Consider the following 20,738-nt stretch of genomic DNA (forward strand, 5'->3'; position numbering starts at 1 on the left):
ATCTCTCCCATACATTCAATTTAAACCCACTATTTTATTAAACAACTCATCGATCTCTTCGTCAGATAAGCTGTCAACAAGATTTTCCATTTCATCTGTTTGTAAATGGTCTGTAGCAAATGGTTGAGTCTCTTTAGAAGCGACGACCACGTCCTCATAATACGATTCGTAAGATTGTTCCTCCATTAATTCGACTGATTGCGGTGTAAAGAGTTTGTTAAGATGGTCTGGATGCTTTACCGTGAAATATTCGCTTAGTTTTTCAATCGTCATATGTTCAAATAGTAATGTTGATGGAAGCTTACCAAATTCTTTTTCTAGGTGAGAAATTAGCCTCACCATCACAAGAGAGTCCACACCATAAATTTCAAATGTTGATTTGTGATCTATTCTATCTTTATTAATTTTTAATACATTAGCAAATTGTTCTTTTAGATAATCAGTCGTCTTAGATTGCAATTCAACGTGTGAAAGATCTTGGTTAATATTTGCATTTTGAGAAAATAAAGTTGATTCATTTTCCTTATCAACCTGGTCCTCATTTATTGAATCTAGCTTTTCAGTAATGGTTGTCGAAACTCGTCCGTCACTTTCTGCAATAATAATGCTCTGGTTCTTGACATGATCCGATTTGTTAGGAAGACCCAATAGCTTCGTATGCTTATATCCTGTTAGAGCAAGTAATGACTGCCATTTATCTGTATTTAGTAGTGGAGAATGTGGGAGTCGGTATTCTGGATCCTCGAATAACCACCAACCGTCTGTTAGTCCAAAAGTTAAAGTCAAAAATTCTTGATTCTGCGTTACTTCATTAATTACCATGATTCCATTTGTCTTAAGAAGGAATTTGATTCGTTCCAAAGTATTTTTAATATTCTTAGTGGCATGTAAGACATTACTTCCTAGAACAATATCAATGCTATTCATTTGAAAGTCCTGGTATACTATATCTTTTTCTACATCAAGTACCTTAAAATCCACAAACGGGTAGTGTTCCCCATATACTTTTTCAGCTTGCTTAGTAAATCCTGGTGAAATGTCAGTATAATAGTAATGGATATATGGGGCATATTCTTTTATGGCCTTAAATACAAGATGGCTTGTTGCCCCTGTACCTGCACCGATTTCTAGTATATTTAGTTTATTCTTGGTACTATTTTTAAGACGTTGCTTAATATATTTTTTAATAAACTGAGCTACCAACAAGTTGTAATAGTCTGCACTGTCGTTACCCCCGTATATGTTTTTAACCTGATCTGTTGACCCCGATGGAAACAGCACTTCCATATGTGACTTTTTCCCTGTAAGTACTGAAGGATAAGAATTTACACAAACCCACATTAAATTCACATAAGGTTCAAGATTAGGATAATGATATAGCAAATCATTTTTAAGTTCGGAAATTTCTTTCGTCTTTTGTTGTAGTTCTTGACTGTCTAAATAATGTGTTGTGGTAACCTGATGCGAATTTGTACGAATAAAGTCACCTTCTTCTAAAATAGTTAGCAATGTCTCAAATAATGCTGAATAGGTAGAATCAATTTGCATTTTCTTTTTTAGATATTCTTTGTTATACGATTCTTTGCTTCGTTTAAAAACACCCATTTGTTGAAATGCCGAAAGTAATAAATAACGAGCAAAATGTTTAAGTTTTTTAAGGGCTTCAGTATGACTTGTTGCATTTAAGCTATCCAAGCCCTCTTTTTCAACTGCTTGTACAGTTGTATCAATAAGCGAAGGTATTTCTACAGCGTAAATTCGATCACATTTTTGTAATTGAACTCCCATCTGTCTCAGAAAATCATTATTTGCTTTAAATGCCATGACTTGTGTAACTTGGTTTAATAAAACTTGCTGAATGACTTCTATTCCTTCTTCACATTGAATCGATTTAATTCCCCTTGCCGCCATTCGTTTGTTATATTCTTCTGTAGCGACAACTCCTATCTCTCCCCAATAACCCCAATTGATTAGTTTTATAGGAAAGGGTGCGTTTTTGTGCAAGTACCTAGCCCAAGTATCTTTAAATGTAGACGCAGCAGCGTAATTGCTTTGACCTGCACTATCTAAAAATGAAATAGCCGAAGAGAAGAACATCATAAAGTCCAATGGTTGATCTTTAAGAGCTTCATATAAATTAACACTTCCTGATAATTTAGGTTTAAGTACAGACAGGAGTGTTTCTTCATCCATATTGACCAGCATTTTATCATTTAACACCATGGCTGAATGAATTGCTCCATGAATATTACCAAAGGTTTCTTTTACTTGATTGATTGCCTGTTCCATACTCGAAAAGTCGGAAGCATCAGCCTGTATATGGAGAACTTCAGCGCCCATTGATTCAATATGCGTAATTTGTTCTTTTTGTTTTGCGGATAATGGCTTTCGTCCCAATAAAACCAACTTTGCTTTGACACTCTTAGCCAGGTAACGACTTAACTCCAAACCGATACCACCAGTACCACCGAGTATGACATAAACCCCATTTTGTCTAAAAGGTATTTCTTCCTTGTTGGGTAGTTGTAGTGGTCTAATCCTTTGTATATAGCGTACACCGTTGCGAATAGCAACAGCACTCCCTGGAAGACTACCACTTTCTTCCACAATAGATTCGACTATGTTTTGTGCTTCCTCAGAATATAAGTCCACATCGATACAACTAATAGACCAGTTTGTATGTTCTAAGGCTACAGACTTTGCAAAGCCGAACAAACTTGCAGCTTGAGGATATGCAAGATACTCATCCATTACCTGATGTACATTATTCGTTATCACTTTAATTTCCAAAGGATCCTCTACATAACTTGTTCGTTGTAATGACTTAATCAACCTAAAAAGCGAAAGCACTACCTGTTCCTGACCGCCATCTCCTTTTTTCAAATGGTACATACTGTAAGTAGATTGCTGAATCCCACCTAAATAATATAAGGTATCAATTTTTGGTAATTTTTGTATGGTTGAATCAAAACAATTCTCTTCATTTGATTGGACTTCCCAGTTGTAAGGGCCTACTTGTCGAGTTTCTGACCCTAGCTGAATACAAAACACTTCTTGATGTTTATCACATAAAGCATTGACAAGTTCCGTCCCCTGATCTGAATGAATAATCAAAGCTGATCCCGCGTCTTTCTTATTCCTTTCTGAAAAAACTGGTTCTGCTTCCCAATTAGTGGCGTACAAAAAGTTTTTGTCTGTTTCCTTCACCTCTTTGATGATAAAATCAAATACCCTTATGCAAACAACCCCTTTAGCATCTGTAATTGCCAGTTGAAAACAATCCTTATCCACCATACGTACATGAGTATAAACATTAGATTCTAAAGGTCGTAAAATTTCTATTCTCGATGCAGCAAAAGGAATTTTTAACGTTCCCTTTTCCATATTTTCCATATATATACAAGTCAATGTTTGCAAAGCAGCATCCATCAGCATAGGATGCAATGTATACGACGATTTTTCTTCTAAGCAACTCTCAGGTAACTCAATATAACTAAGTGCTTCGTCTGTACCTTTCCAACCTTCTTGTATTCCTTGGAACGAAGAACCATATACCAAGCCAACTTTAGCAAGGGCATTGTACATTTTATTTTGGTCTATTTGTTCTGTACACCTTGTTTTGATATCTGCTATAGATATTTCCTGTTCTTCAGAAGCGGTAGCTTTAAAATCAATACGGCCTTTTCCATGGATAATAGTATTGTCCTGTTCTTCACTAACAACTTCATAATTCAGTTGGTCCTCATCATTTGTTATTACAACACTTACCGTCTTTTCATCCTCAACAATCAGTGTTTGCAACCAGTACACGTCCAATATGGATTGGGGCAAATCGTTGGTAATTTCTGAAGCTGCTGCATACACCATCTCCAAATAACCAACCCCCGGTAACGTTGGTTTATTATTAACTTTGTGTTCTTGAACAATTTGATCCAATCGATTGAAATGTTTACGTAGTACTATCCCATTACCAAGGCTTTGTTTCATATCAATTGTGTCAAGTAAGGGATGTAAAAAAGTATTATTTTTTTTCTTTTTCGACAAAACAGGACTAGGAACCCAATATCTTTCTCGTGCAAACGGATAAGTCGGTAAAGGTAGCCGTCTACGGTTGTTTTCTGTGTGTAACAAATTCCAATCAATTTCTAAACCAGACAACCACAGCCTTGCCAGTTTTTCATATTCCTTCTCCTTCACTAGTCTTGCGATAAATTCATTTCCAGCTTCACCTGAAAGTAAGTTTTTTAATTTACTGTCAGATGTGTTCTCTTCGTAAAGGACGTTCACCTTTTCTTTACCCTCTTGATAATCTGTTAATATTGCTTTTAATTCTTGTACAGATGAGACCACCATAGCCAATCGTTCATCCATTGTCTCTCGTCCAATTTGTAAAGTATATGCCATAGCACTTAAGTTAATATTTTGTTCTTTCTTCCGCTCGATATCAAGTCTAAGTTTATTTGCATATTCAGCAAGTCTTTCCTTATTCTTAGCTGATAACACAATCAACTCTGGTTGTTGATTCTGAGCTACAGAGGGCTCCGGTTGTTCATATTCTTCAAGAATCAAATGGGCGTTAACCCCACCAAATCCAAAAGAACTCACACCCGCCCTTCTCGGAATTAGGCGACCATTCTTGTCCTTCAACCGTTCCCATGACTGAGTTTTATCTACTATATAAAATGGGCTTCCTTCAAGCTCAATATATTGATTTAACTCATTAAAGTGTAGGGTTCCTGGTATTTGATTATGTTTCATTCCTAATAAAACTTTAAATACGCCTGCTATACCAGCAGCGGTCTCTAAATGACCAATGTTTGTTTTCACTGAACCCAAACCACAGTATTGTTGTGGGGGGTGTGAAATTCCCCAGTCTTCATGTAACTGTTGGAAAGCTTTTTTAAGGGCTTCAACTTCAATAGGATCTCCCAGAGACGTACCTGTGCCATGTGCTTCAATATAGCCAAGTGTAGCAGGATTCACACCTGCCTTCCGATAGGCTCTTACTAACAAGTCCTTCTGTGCTATTGGATTTGGCGAAGTTAATGAATTTGCATGTCCACCATGATTCACTTCTGTTCCTCTTATCACACCATATATATGGTCACCATCAGCTTCAGCTTGTCTTAATGGTTTTAAAAGTAGTGCGCCAGTACCTTCTCCACGTACATACCCATTAGCTTTATTGTCAAATGTTTTACAACGCCCATCAGTAGCTAACATTCCAGCTTTGTGAAATGAAACATTAAGGTTAGGGCTTGCGATTATATTAACTCCACCAGCAATTGCCATCTCACACTGGCCGTATTGTATGGCTTCAACAGCTCGATGAATTGCAACAAGAGAACTAGAGCAAGCTGTATCAATTGGCTCACTTGGACCATGAATATTGAGCAAAAACGAAATTCTATTTACCAAAATACTATGGGATGTTCCTGTGGTAGTCTGAGCATTTATTTCAGTATGATTTTTTTGATAAAGTTCACGATAATCCGTTGTAGCAACACCAACAAATAATGCCGTTCTAGTTCCCGAAAGATCTGAAGGTTTATATCCTGCATTTTCTATAGTTTTCCAAACTGTTTCCATAAAAAGACGCTGTTGTGGGTCCATTAATTCTGCTTCCCAGGGTGAGATGCCAAAAAACAATGGATCAAATTTGTCTATCTCGTCCATAAAACCTCCCCATTTCGGAAAGGAATGTTGTTCACCGTCAAATTCTTCACTAACATTATTTAAGTGCCAACGATTCTCTGGTATCTCTGTAATCAAATCTTTTTCTTGTTCAATATTTCCCCAAAAACAATTTAAATCTTCCGACTGTGGCATCGTACCGTCCATCCCAATGATAGCAACAGGTTCAAATGTAGATCCTCTATCCATTTCCACTGATTTTTCATCAACAGGTAGAGATGGTTCTACTATTTTTTCAGTTGAAATAGATTGAAGTTGTTGTTCTGAATCTTCCTGTAAATCCTTAAAATTTTCCAGATATCGCTCTACCATTTTCCCTCTATATTCATTTGCAAGATAGTCTATCAAAGAACCAAGGTTTCGGTATTCAAAGAAAATATAAGGATAAATATTCTCATGATATAAATCACTTAAATGCTCACTAAATTTAGTCAATAATATTGAATCAAATCCAAAATCACTGAGTTCAGTATCCATATCAATATCGTCTTCATTTATTTTTAAAATTTCTACCACAATAGAGAGAACATCTTTATAAAGATACTTATTTAATTGACTTGACTGTACATGTTGTTCTTCTGAATTTAGGACCTGTCTATCATTTGTTTGAATAATTAACTCTGACTCTTCTGTAGTTTTTTCATTATTGTCACCTATTGCCTCTATTATTTTTTGACGATTCCCCTCAACTACAACAATATGGCTCTGGGAATTTGACAAGCTATACTGAAAGGCTTCCAGTCCCGTCTTGGTATTCATTGGTGACATACCATACTTTTTTAGAATATATTGTTTAGTTTGCTCGTCTACGTTCATTCCACCCTCTTTCCATAAGGGCCAACTAATCGAGACTGTTTTTCCATTTCTCTTTCTAAAATGGCGTTTTTCTTCACGATCCGCTGCAAAACTATCCAAGAAACTGTTTGCAAAAGCATAATCACTCTGACCTGTATTCCCCATAACACCAGCTGTGGAGGAAAATAGCACAAAGAAGTCAAGCGGCTCATTTTTGGTTGTTTCATCCAGATAAACACTGCCGTACACTTTGGGAGCAATCACTTTCTTTATTTCATCTTGTTCTTTTTGGATGAGCAAACGATCCTGAATTACTCCTGCGCTGTGAATGATGCCATGCAATTCACCATACATAGCTTTCACTTCTCTTATCAGTTCTTTTACACTTTCTTCTCTAGTGATATCTCCTTGGATATACACTACCTCTGCCCCTAAAGATCTCAATTCATCTAGTTTGGCTTCTTTACCTGGATTAAGCACTGAACGACCTACCAACACTAACTTGGCATGAACTTGCTCTGCAATATAACGTGCAAAGTTGAAACCTAAGCCACCTAAACCTCCTGTAATAAGATAAACACCGTGATCTTTCAGCATATTGAACTGCATTTGATCAACAGGCGGATCAAACTGCCTTAATGTTCTTACATGTCTTTCCCCCTGGGTGTATCTAACTTCGACTGCACTATCACTCATTTGATATTCACGTTGCAATAAGTCGATGAGTAGTTCCGATTCTGTCAAAGGAAAATCAATCATTACAGACTTATATACAAAACGTGGATTTTCAATTTGAACGGTCTTAAATAATCCAGCCAATGCCCCGTGGTAAATCTGTTTTTGTTTTTCACTATGTACATACAATAATTTAACGGTATGTTTTAATTTCATCTTCATAAGCGCTTGTGTCAATGGAAATACTGAATATAACCCTTTATGCAGATGTTTGTCTAATTCTGGAGTTTCATCATTAAACCTTTCTTTTGACCATAAATATAGAACTTTTGAAGGAAGAGCATTATTAAGCTTAAGCGTTGTGATTAACCGCTCATAGTCACTGAATTGATTTGGTTTTATTTCAAATACCTCTGAACTTACGTAGCGATAAGCATCACCTGGTTTTACCAAGATTACTTTTACTTTACTTCCTTCTCTAGCAATCTTTTCTAGTAAGATATCTCGTAAATGTTCGTCTGTATCGAATATGAGAATAGATTCTCCATGCCATGATTCATGCTTACTCAGCATTGAATCACTTTTATTCCAAACATGACGTAGGTATACTCGATTCACGCCTTCTAAATACTCTGAGTTCACGCTAGGTGGAAACACAACTTCATCTTTTGATTTATCAGAGCTGTGTAATCCCGTTATCTGTCCAATCCATAATGAGTTTTTCTCAAAAGGATAGTTTGGAAGTGACATTTTTTGCGGAGGACGTTCGTATAAAGACTCCCAATTCACTTCCCCTCCAGATACCCATTTTTCAGCCATGTCGCTTAGTTTATCGGATTCTATAGTTGCTCTCCATTGGGATGATTTAAGCTTAGTAGATCCCTTTTTCACATTTCCAGCGAACAAATTGTTTATTTGTTGCTCCCCCGAAACATAACGGACAAGTTTATTCTTTAACTCATCGGGACTGGACACAACAACTGCCAACCGTTCTTGAAAAGGCTTGCGTCCTGTTTGCAAAGTATACGCCATGCTAGACAAAAAGGAGTTAGTATTTCGTTCTCTCAAGTTTTCACTTTCTTGATCTAAAAATTCAATAACCGATTGCGCATATTGCTTCAAATTAGTTTCTTTACGCGTAGATAGAACTACCACATGCTGATTGGAGTAATCATTTTGTTCAATATGATTTGTTTCTTTCACATATTCCTCTATTACCATGAAAGAATTAGCCCCTCCGATACCAAAAGAATTAATTGCTGCCACTCTCGGACGGTTATTACTCTCCCATTCCATAGTTTCTTGAGGAATATAAAAAGGAAAGTCATCTAATGAAATAGCAGAATTCACACGGTTTACGTTAGCACACTTTGGTATTTTGCCATGCTTCAAACTGAGCAACACCTTGGTTAAAGAACATATTCCCGATGCAGATTCTAAATGACCAAAGTTAGCCTTCGAACCAAGCGCACAGAAGCTCTTTTTATTGGTAAAAGTTCGAATAGCAGTCCCTAAAGCTTTCAATTCCAATGTATCACCCACTGAAGTACCTGTCCCATGCGCTTCAATATATCCTATATGTTCTGGGTTCACACCCGATTGCTCAATACATCTTTGCGCCAAACGTGCCAAAGACTTCACATTTGGAACATGCTGCCCTGCTTCTGATCCAGAATGATTAACAGATGAACTTTTGATGACGCCATATATATGATCACCATCGGCAATCGCTTGCGGTAACGACTTTAATAGAACCATACCTACTCCTTCAGCAGGCACATATCCATTCGCTTCCTCATCAAAAGTTCTTTCCGTTCCGTCAGGAGATAATATTTTAAGTCCACTTAACATCAGATACTTACTCTGATGCAAACTTAAATTTACACCTCCAGCTAGTGCAACTGTACATTCTCCACTAATGATTGCATTTCTAGCCAAATGAATAGCTGTCAATGAAGAAGAACAAGCTGTTTCAACGGTTAAACTTGGACCACTTAAATTTAAGCAATACGAAATACGATTAGCTATTTCATGATTAAAATTGCCCGGGGAGCTAAATTCTCCAGTCTTAATATAGTTCTCAGAGGCCACCCAAGTAAAGTCATTATTCATGACCCCGACATAAACCCCGACATCTTCTTTGGAGAGTTTATCAGGAGTATAGCCAGCATCCTCAACAGTATGCCATGCAGTCTCCAGCGTAATCCTTAATTGGGGATCAAGCTTTTCTGCTTCACTGGGAGCAATTCGAAAGAAAACAGGATCAAATTTATCGACTTCGGACAAAAAGCCTCCCCACTTACTATAATTCTTATTTTGGCTTGATGGATTAGGATCTAAGTCCGTTTCTACATCCCAATGATCTGCAGGAACTTCTATAATACAATTCCGTCCTGTTGAAATATTGTCCCAAAAAGAGTACAAATCTGGGGATTGTGGATATCTACCTGACAAACCAATTATTGCAATATCCGTTGAGTTGTCATACTTAGCATGACTTCTTTTTAATTGTAATGGTCGAGCTTGTGATGCTGTCTTACTCTCTTTGATACTTTGTTTTTCTTGTACTTGTTTAGCACTTACATTATTATAGTTCGTTTCCAAATAAGACTTATATTGCTCTCCGTACTCCTCCATTAGATAATTGGATAATGTTTTAATATTCGGGTATTCAAAAAGGAGGGTAGGGTATAGTTGGCAATTTAATTTTTCTTCAATTTTCATAACCAAATCTAATAGTTCGGTAGAATCCAAGCCTTGGTCATAGAATGCTATTTTTGGATCAACATCATCTATACTGCAATTACGAACGGTGGCGATCATTTTACGCAAATCATTTTCAATCGTCACTTCCTCAGAATCCATATCATTATGAGATATAGAAATTGCATCAACCTCATCATTTATTTCTTTATAGCTCAAATAATCTTCTCTCTTATGATCCAAATATTTGGTAATAAACTCCTTCGAACGAATTCTTTTTGATGAAAAACCTTCAAATTTAGCAACCATATCCCCATTTTCGTTGTATATTGCATATTGAGCAGTCATCATATCATCCGTCAAACGCCTTCTAGCTGGATCATTAATATAGATATAACATCTCTCACCTAATGAATCGACCGTCCGAAATTTTTCGATAAATATAGGTATAAATGGCTCTGAAATATTAATGTTATCATCATGAAAGAAAGGAATTAAAGTTGAACAATCTAGGAAAGCTGGATGTAAATAAAACTGTTCCATATACTTTTTTGACAAAGGACTTAATGAAACTTCAGCTAGGACAAATCGCTCTCCCTTATATAAAGTCCCTAACCCTTTCATGAACTCATAATGATTGATATCCAATTGGCGAGCTAATGAGTACACGCTATCTAAATCAACTACTTCATCGGCAGAACGTTTTAATTCTTCAATATTAATCGGTTGTTCTTTTTTTGCTTCTATTAAGTGAAGTTCACACTGAAGATTTTCTACCCATTCATCCTCTAACTCAAGACCATTTTTCACTTTTTTACTTTTGGCAACTACTGTCCAAAATGGATTTGTTTCATCACGATAAATGTTAATATATACTTTTTTGTCATAAAATTCGGTAGTTGCAACCGCTTCTTTAAAGAGAATATGTCGTAACTCAACCTGTTCAGGATTGAATCCTTTTGCCTGTAAAAGCTTATATATGAGATCTAAAAATGTTACTCCGGGCATAATCCGCACTTGATGAACCCGATGATCCCGAAGAACAAAATTCTCATTTTTAACATCAATATAACATCGAATCTTATTAGCTTGATCCATGTGATCACTTCCTTTCTAAATAATATCAAATTCGAATAATGAAGGAAGCTGCCCCTCTTTTTCTTGCTTGATATCTGGTTGTTTCTCTAACCAATATCGCTTTCGGTTAAATTCTATGGGCAATAACGGCTTTCGTTTTTGTTGATGTTGCTCAAGTAGCTGTTGATCTGGTTCACTAACAATTACATGAGCATTTGTTCCGCCAAATCCAAAGGAACTGATGCCTGTACGCCGTATACCGTTGAATGCATCCCAATCTTTGTACTCGATATTTGGATAAAAGGGTGATTCAGAAAACTCAAACCGCGGATTAGGCGTTTCACAATTTAAGGTCGGTGGAAGCTTTTTGTGATGTAGTGAAAGCATAACTTTAATAAAACTTGCAATACCAGCTGCACTTAAGAGATGGCCAATATTTGTTTTTACACTTCCTACCCCACAGAATTGTTTTTCATCAGTAAATTCACGAAATACTTTTGTCAAAGCCTTTAGTTCTATTGGATCTCCGATCATCGTTCCCGTACCATGTGTTTCAATATAACTAATAGTATTAGGATTGATCTTTCCTTTATGCAATGCTTCTAATATTACTGCACGTTGGCCTTCTTCGCTCGGTGTTGTGACACCCATTGTACGTCCATCATTGTTAATAGCTGTTGAATCAATGACACCATAAATCTGATCACCATCTTTTAAAGCCTGTTCAAAAGGCTTAAGTAAAACAGCACCACTTCCCTCGCCTGGAACAAATCCATTAGCTTTGGCATCAAAAGTATGACAATTTCCATCAGGGGACAGTGCGCGACCTTCACTGAGAACAAGATAAGGATTTTCATCGAGTAAAATATCCACTCCGCCTGCTAAAGCCATTTCAGATTCACCGGAGAGCAAACTTTGGCAAGCTAAATGTATACTGACCAAAGACGAAGAACAAGCAGTATCAACGACAATATTCGGGCCTTTGAAATTAAAATAATGAGAAGCATAGGCCCCGATAAAGTTCTGACCCGTTCCTACAATACTATTCTTCATTAAGCGGGTAAAGCGGGATGAATAGTCACTTACTCTTGATCCAACAAACACACCAATTCGTCTATTGGAAAGTTCATTATGTTCATATCCGGCATCTCTAATTGTCTCAATGCTTACTTCCAAAAACTGACGAACTAGAGGATCAACTTGAGCAGCACTTTCTTGACTAAAACCAAAAAATTCTGGATCAAAAAGTTCTATTCCATCAATAAATCCACCCCATTTACTTATGCTTTTTCCTGTTTCATGATATGGGGAATAGAACTGTTCAACATCCCAACGCGTTGATGGTACCTTTACTATACCGCTTTTACCCTCTATTAAATTATTCCAAAAAGCCTCTTTATTACTGGCTCCAGGGAAGTGACACCCTATCCCAATTACTGCTATTTTCGGAGTAATAAATTTCTTTTCGGTCGACAGTTTATAAAGGGAATCCGAACGTTGGGAATAGGAGGTTAACGTTTTTCGAGCTTTCTTGTTAAAATCTAGCTCAATATCTTGATAATAGTTAGAACCCATTTGGCGCTTACTTGTTTCATTTTCATCTCCCTGTCTCTGTTTTTTCTCTTCTTCATTAATCTGAATTGAGTATTTGCTTGTTAAAAATTCACTTAGTCTTTTCAATGTTGGGTACTCTAAGAATACTGAAGGATCTAAATTGGTATCTAATCTCTTCTCAACTTTATTAATGATACCTACCAGTAATATAGAATCTAAGCCAAATTCACCAAAGTCTGTATTAGCCTCCAACTTTTCTTCAGGGATACGTAATTCCTTAGAAAAAAGTTCTGTCAGCCATTTTTGAAAAGTTGAATTTCCTGTCGAATTTATCGAATGATTCCCTTCTTTTGTTTTTTGTACTGAAAAGGTTTTATTATCGTTATCGCTATTCTCACTCCCCTGAAAATACAGTAAATCTTGCAATTCAAATTGATTTAAATTGACCAGACAAGGCATACAAGTTTCTTGATTTAATTCCATTGCATTGTCCAACATATCTAATCCATCTACTGTTGAATGAGCGAGCAAACCTAAATTTTTATACACAGAACTTGTGACTTCTCCCATACCGACTTCTTTCCAACTTGGCCAATTAATCGATAAATAATAGTTATAACCTTGACTCTGCTGATAAGCCGCAAAATAGTCCATAAATGAATTCGCAGCGGCATAATCACTGACCCCTACACCTAAAACAGGAATAAGTGCTGAGACAGAAGAAGAGAGAATAAAGAAATCAAGTGAATCATCAACAAAAATCCGATGCAATGTTTGTAATCCTTCTACTTTAGGTTCGAAAACTTGTTCAATGTCTTCTACTTTCTTATTAATAAAAGCTAGATCATTGTTTATCGCAACTCCTGCACAGTGAACAACCCCACCTACTTCACCGCCATGTTGCCTAATCTCATTGAAATATGATCTTAAGTTGCTCTCCTCAGTTAATGAGCCGGAATATAAATAGACATGAGTTCCGTGTCTTTCCAAATCCAAAATTGTTCTTAATTTATTGCTCAAACTCGTATCAACATGTTGATCTTCTAATATGTTTTTCCATTCATTCCGTGGTGGGAATTGTTGTCTCCCCATTAATACTAATTTACGTGCACCTTTTGAGACAAAGTGTTTTGCCACCTCCATCCCTATACCACGGGTACCACCTGTAATTACATACACTTTATTTTTGTCTATTTTTGTCTTTTTCAATTTTTGATGTTCGGCTCCGGCCTTAGTCATGTACGGGATATATCTTTTTCCGTCACGGTAACAAATTTCACTTTCTGAATCCACAATAGCTATTTCATTAGTAAGCATTTCTAACCAGGAATCCACGTCGGTCACGGAAAAATCGGCATCTATAGTTCGTGCTTGTATTTTGCTATATTCAGCCCCTAACATCTTAACAACACCCGCTAACTCCGCTCCAGCCAGTATCGAATGTTGGGTTCGGAAGGTTTGTAATCCCCCTGTCGCATGCAAAATAACAAGTGGCTGTTGCTGATTGTTTTTTATAATATTTTGTAATAGTACCAGTTTTCCCATACTTCTCTTAGCTGAGTCCTCAGTAGAACCATACAAATCAGAAAAATCAACAACAGTATTAAAGTTTTGCTTTAATATTTCCGACTCACCAATATCATTGTCTAATTCTGCATAATCTAAGATTGTGCCATTGACAGACCACTGATTAATTAACTGCTCCCCTAGTATCCGGGTCCTATCGTTAACAACGATTAGTACTGAGTCTACATGCTTTTCAGTTCGCTTTTGCTTTCCACTACTTTCCCTCCATTGTTTAACTAACATATGCTGACCTGTTTCAATGTACATTTCTTTTTCAGGAGATTGATGAATGATTTCCTGATTAGGAGTTAATTTCACATGTTTCATACTGAGTACAGGTTGACCAGTATTATCATATAGAAACAAATCAAACACTTTGAGGCTTTCACTACTTTCCTTCTCTAGTAAAACAGCATGAACGTGACATGTTTTAGACATTGGGGCAAGAATATTAATGTTTCCTAAGGAATCCAACACGTATGAATACCTAGCTAAAGGCATCTCCTTTGATACCCATGCATATAATGTTTGTAAAGCCCCCTTCATAAATGGTAGATACATAGAATCAACTGAAAACTTTTCTTCTACTAGATGTGGTAATTCTAAATAACCGTATAATTCCTTTTGCATATATCTATATTCCTTTATGACCTGAAACGTCGGTCCGTAATGAAAATTGTATTTATCCAATACGGAGTAAAAATCCTTATCAATTAAATGATTCGTAAACCTATCTTTTATACCTTCAATACTTCTATTCGTGATAGAGTTGCTTTGATCCTGTTTCTCATATATTAATTCCCCTTGAGCACATATGATTTTTTGGTCTTCATCCATAGTAGTAATCTCAAAATATACTTGCTGATCATCTGTAAATAGATTGACCCATATATCTTGTTTTTCTTTGTTTATAACAAGTGGGTTAGAAAACTCTACATTAAGAATCTGTGTTACCTGTTTATTACTATATGCGAGTTGACCTGCCACTTTGGCCATTCCTATAAAGACAACACTTGGAACCACTCGATTACCATGGATGAGATTATCAGTTAATAGTGGATCATCACTTTTCAACACTTTTTTGAAACGTAGTTCATATAAAGTAGATTCGTTCACATCCAACAATTCATGTATTTTTCCTACTTCTCCATTCACCGTTAAAGATTTTTCCTCGTCATCCTCTACATCGGGAACCCAATAGCTCTCACTAGCAAAAGGATACGTAGGTAGAGAAACACGGTAAGGATTTTGCCCCCAATACAACAGTTTCCAGTCAATCTCTTCACCTGCTACCCAAAGCTGTGCTAGTTTAACAAAGTTCTGATTTTTTATAATCAAACGGATAAATGCATCGCCCTCCTCCCCGTCAATGATGTTTTCCTTTTCTAACTGCCCCTTTAAATTCCCATGATATACTTGCTCAATATCCTCTTGACCTTGAGAAAAGCGAGATAGTTTTTCTGCAAATTCCTCCTTACTAGAGACAACCATAGCCACTCTTTCTTCCATAGCTTCTCTTCCTACTTGTAGAGTGTATGCTATATCACGAAGGGAACTTGAAGTTTCTTTTAAAAATTCAGTATATATTTGGGCATACTTACGAAGTCTAGCTTCATTTTTAGCTGATAATACCATTAGGTATGGTACCTGCTCAGTTTCTTGTGATAATAAACGATGTTGATTTTGGTGTTCCTCTATAATAATGTGCGCATTTGATCCTCCAGCACCAAAGGAACTAATACCAGATCTTCTTGGGAGAGTTTTTGCAACATCATTATCATCTATAATTGGACGTCTCCATTCTTCCAATTTGTGCTGTATATAAAAAGGAGAGGCATCCAGATCTATATTTGGATTTAGCTCTTCTGAATGTATTGAAGGTACCAGTTGCTTGTATTTCATTTGCAATAGAACTTTAGTGATGCCAACAATCCCAGCTGCCGCCTCTAAATGTCCGATATTAGATTTAGCAGAACCTATTGAGCAAAAACCTTTGTCCCTGGTCTTTTCCTCAAAAGCTTTTGTTAATCCCGTAATTTCAATTGGATCTCCTAATGCTGTTCCTGTGCCATGTGCCTCAAAATAACTTATTGTCCTTGGATCAATGTTTGACTTTTCTAATGCATTCGCTATCAAACGTGCTTGAGCATTAGGGTTAGGTACGGTATAGCCATTAGTTTTCCCACCATGGTTTACAGTCGTTCCTTTGATAACAGCATAAATATAATCCCCATCTTCTATAGCTTTCTTAACTGGTTTCAATAGGATTGAGCCTACCCCTTCACCCGGTACATATCCGTCCCCGTTTGCTCCAAAGCTTCGACAACGTCCATCTGTTGAAGCAAAGTTACCTTGACTTAGTTGAAGATATTTATTGGGATGTATCGTTAGATTTACGCCTCCTGCAATTGCAGCTTCACATTCCCCTTTGAGAATACTTTCACAGGCAAGATGAACAGCTGTCAAAGAGGAAGAGCACATTGTATCTACTGCCATACTTGGCCCTTGAAAATTGAAATGATAGGAAATGCGATTGGCTATAGAGGAAAACGTTGAGTCAGGAACATAGTCCATATTATTTCGTCTTCCGCCTACGCCGAATAATTGATAGTGTCCGTACATAACACCCACATAAACCCCCACATTACGTAACGAATCCTTTGTATAGCCTGCATCCTCAATTGTTTTCCAAACTGTTTCCATAAACAAACGCACCTGTGGATCCATTGATTCTGCTTCACGTGGAGATATATTGAAAAACAACGGGTCAAATTTGTCTACATTGTCAATAAAGCCCCCCCACTTTGAATAGGATTTTCCTTTTTTATGCTTATCGGGATCGTAATACTTCCTTAAATCCCATCGCTCCTTGGGTATCTCTGAAATACAATCCCTTCCACTCTTTAAATTATTCCAGAATTCCTCGATATCATTAGCCATTGGATAACGACCGCTAACGCCAATTATAGCTATTTCATCATCAATTTGATCCAAATTCTGTTGACTGGAACGATGCTGATGTAACAAGTTGCTATCGTTTGTTATCTCATCTGTTGTGCTACTTATCTCATCGTGAGTCACTAGTTGATACTGAGGCTGACTTTGTTCAGATTGTTTAGACTCCTCTGTTCTAACTCCGAACATTTCAACCAATCGTTCGTGATGATAGGTTTGAAAATAAGTAGCTAATTCTTCGATGGTTTGATATTCAAAAAACAATGTTTTTGATAAATTACCAAATTGGTCTTCTAATTCACTTGTTAAGCGTAGTACCATAACAGAATCAATTCCGTATTCCTCCAATGGAAATTTAGCGTTTATTTTGCTTATTGGAAATTGTGTTTCTTCTGATAGCAAGTTCTTAATGTAGTGAATCAAGTCCCCTTTAAAATCAACTTTGGGTACAATTTTTTTTGTAGATATCTGTTTTCTTTCTCGTGTAATGGTATGTGAAGAATTCATTTCCAAAGCCTTTTTCATTTTTTGATTATCACCTTCAACAACTAATATTTGTGTTGCAGATGATTGGATAGCATATTCAAATGCCTTTAGTCCAGAATCTTTCTTAAGAGGAACAATTCCCATTCTGTTATACATATCCTTTATTAATTCTTGATCGATACTCATACCACCCTCTTCCCAAAAGGGCCAATTGATAGTCAGTGATTTACCTGACCTATTCGCCTGGGAGCGCATATAAACAAAATGATCCATTAAATGGTTTGCGTAAGCATAATCGCTTTGTCCTACATTACCAATCAAAGCAGTAATCGATGAGAAGAGAACAAAAAAGTCCAAATCTTGATTCTTTGTTGCTTCATCAAGATTCCATGTTCCTTGTAGTTTTGGTGATAGTACTTCCTTGACTTGTTGAACATCTTTTTTCAATATAAAGGAATCCCGAATAACGCCGGCACAGTGGATAACACCATTAATGCTTCCAAATCGTAATTTTGTTTGACGAACGACTTCCTCGATCTCTTCCCACCTAGAAATATCAGCCTGAATATACATAACTTCTGAACCGAAATCCTCTATAACTTGAATTTTTTGCTTTAATTCTTGAGTAAGTGAAGAACGGCCTACCAAAACCAACTTACCTTTAATTTTCTCTGCTATATACTTTGCAAAAGTCAATCCCAACCCACCGGCCCCACCGGTTATAAGATAAACTCCATTTTCTTTAAATGCTGAAGTAGTGGATTGTCCCTTCTCGATTTGGTATTCTTTTAGGATCCTTATATAACGGTAATTTCCTTTATAACAGATAACTATGGAATCATCTCCGGCCCGAAACTCGTTCTTTGCCTTGACGTACAACTGTGTAGCCATCTTAAAGGTATTTTCACCTAGTTCAATTGTTTTAATTTTAAGTAAAGGATATTCTAGGCGTACTGTTTGAGCAAAACCACTTATTGCTGCACATTGAGGATTTTGTCCCTGCTCATTTGAATAAAAATAAAGTAAAGTTACCTCTTTGTTCAATTTCTGTTCTATCAAGACTTGTGATAAATAAAAAACCGGATAAAATTCTTTAGTCTTATCAAATAACGGTTCATTTATAGACCAATTATAAATAATTTGAGTTGGCTGATTGTGATAACTACTTAATTCTGCTAATAATTTCTGATAATCCCTTTTATCAAATGGATTTATTTGATAATGAGTTCTATTAACGGCCCTATAACTTTCAGATGGAGTAATTAGAATAACCTGATGCTCACGTTCCACATTTTCTTGATTCCATTGATCAAATAAATCCGTATTTCTATCAAAAATGAGCGTTGGCCCCTCTACATGTTTCTTTTTTACCGAGGATTGAATTTGTGACTTTTTCCAATCCGTACGATAATATATTGTTTGATCACTATTAGAGGTAACGTGATTTTGAGTGTACAACTGTTCGTACAACTCTATCCCCTCTTCTGGGGTAATTTGACGATTTTTAATTTTTTCTAATATCTCTCGCCTATTCAAATACATATGATTTTTCATAGTATCCCTCCACTAAACGTTCAACATCAGCGATATCTATTTCATTCCGTTCTAGACTTTGGAATAGTTTCAATACTTCTTCACGTTTCTTTACACCTTGACGAGATATTCTAAGTGTAAAATCTTGTACTTTTACTAATATCTGTCCCTGCTGATCCGTAATATTTACATTCATTCTGTATATACCATTTCCTGGCTGTTTTTCATGCAGGGTTGCATAAGCATAGCATTCCTCTTTTAGTGGTCGGATGATCTTCATTTCACCGATAGCAAAAGGCAGTACTGTATGATTTATCATTGCTTCGTTAAGTAATACTAAAGATGATTGTAAAGCCCCATCTATTAAAGAAGGATGCAACACTAAACTTTCAAGACTTGATTCAGGATTATTAGAAAGTTCGTCTGGTAAAAGTAGATGTGCAACAGCTTCGTTTTTTCCATAAGAAACCGATTGAATCGCTTGAAAGCATGGCCCGTACTGTAGTCCGATTTCATTTAAACGATTGTAATATTGCTGTTTAAATATTTTTTGTGTACATCTGTTGCTAATTGCTTCTATGTCAATAAATTCGCTTGATGATCCGTTTTCTTCAGAAAATTCTATTCTACCTTCTGAGTGAAGGTGCTCCGTAGTGTTACGCTCCGATGAAGTAATTTTAAAGTCCGCACCACCTTCATCATTAGTACGTAATCCAATATAAACTTTTTGGTGTTCCTGCCCGACTGTTATCCGCTCTGGCCAAACAACATTTATAATCTTATGCACTTTTCTATCTTCCGCAAACTCCCCAGCTGCTCGAGCCATTTCCAACATGGCAGCCGCAGGAAATACATTTTCCCCCATAATTACATGATCCGAAACAAAAAATTTATTTTTTTGCAATGTCGTACCATATTTCTGTCCATAAAAATGGGACAAATTTTGATCCAAAAGCGGGTGTAATTTTTGTACTTGATTAGTGCTGTGTGACTTTTGATTGCTCAACCAATAGCTCTCCTGTGCAAACGGATAGCTTGGTAAAGATATTCGTTTCGGTTGATATTTAGAATAAAGCAGTTCCCAGTTGATTTTAATTCCGGAAGCCCATAACTTAGCCAATTGATCCCATTCATTATCTTGGACAATAATTTTTAAAAATTCTTTCCCTGCCCTGCCTGTGGTTAAAAGACTAAAACGTTTTTTATCCCGTTGAACATCTCCCCTATATACTTTTGGCAGAGTACGACCATTATAAAATTCATATAAGGTCTCCATTAAATCTTCCATATCGGAAACAACTACAGCAAAGCGTTCATCCATTTCTTCTCTGCCAACCTGTAATGTGTAGGCGACATCAGCTAGGCTTATACGATCTGCTGTTTTTACATTTTTATTATTCAATAAATTATCTTTGTAATATGATTGAAGTTTTGTTTTATACTCAGTGTATAAATATTCCGCAAGATCCCTCAGCACATTAAATTCAGAAAAAAGTGAAGGCAATATTTCAAAACCAAATTCTTCATTCATACGGTCTGCCAATTGCTTTAAGTGAATAGGATCAACAAAATAATCACCAAAATCTAATTCAGGCAAGGATTCTTTGCTCACGTTAAATATTTCTTCAAAAATATCTAACAAGTCCTGATCAATACGATGAATCAAATCATTCTTATCGATTGCATGTGGTACATTGTCT

Annotated in this window: 3 protein-coding genes; all 3 read right to left on the reverse strand. The window is 36.4% G+C overall.

Features of this window, described 5'->3' with window-relative positions; all coding sequences use genetic code 11:
* Positions 1-15 precede the first annotated feature (15 nt).
* From ACMX2I_RS17165 to ACMX2I_RS17175, 3 genes are read right to left on the reverse strand one after another with little or no spacing between them, the layout of a single operon-like run.
* Positions 16-10,965 (reverse strand): SDR family NAD(P)-dependent oxidoreductase, encoded by a 10,950-nt coding sequence (locus ACMX2I_RS17165; RefSeq protein ID WP_414957630.1) that lies wholly within the window; start codon positions 10,963-10,965, stop codon positions 16-18.
* A 15-nt stretch (positions 10,966-10,980) separates the two neighbouring features.
* Entirely contained in the window at positions 10,981-19,059 is an 8,079-nt protein-coding gene (locus ACMX2I_RS17170; protein WP_414957632.1) for an SDR family NAD(P)-dependent oxidoreductase, read from the reverse strand.
* The gene (locus ACMX2I_RS17175) at positions 19,034-20,704 is read right to left on the reverse strand and encodes a polyketide synthase dehydratase domain-containing protein (RefSeq protein ID WP_414958350.1); all 1,671 of its coding nucleotides are present in this window, start codon (positions 20,702-20,704) and stop codon (positions 19,034-19,036) included. The genes ACMX2I_RS17170 and ACMX2I_RS17175 overlap by 26 nt, the downstream gene beginning before the upstream one ends.
* Positions 20,705-20,738: the final 34 nt, after the last annotated feature.

The sequence above is a fragment of the Bacillus sp. SW14 genome (assembly GCF_047608225.1).
Taxonomy (GTDB): Bacteria; Bacillota; Bacilli; order Bacillales; family Bacillaceae; genus Bacillus; species Bacillus subtilis_G.

Coding starts and splice junctions, on each gene's coding strand:
- ACMX2I_RS17165 (WP_414957630.1), bottom strand. CDS start 10,965: ATGGATCAAGCTAATAAGATTCGATGTTATATTGATGTTAAAAATGAG.
- ACMX2I_RS17170 (WP_414957632.1), bottom strand. CDS start 19,059: ATGAAAAATCATATGTATTTGAATAGGCGAGAGATATTAGAAAAAATT.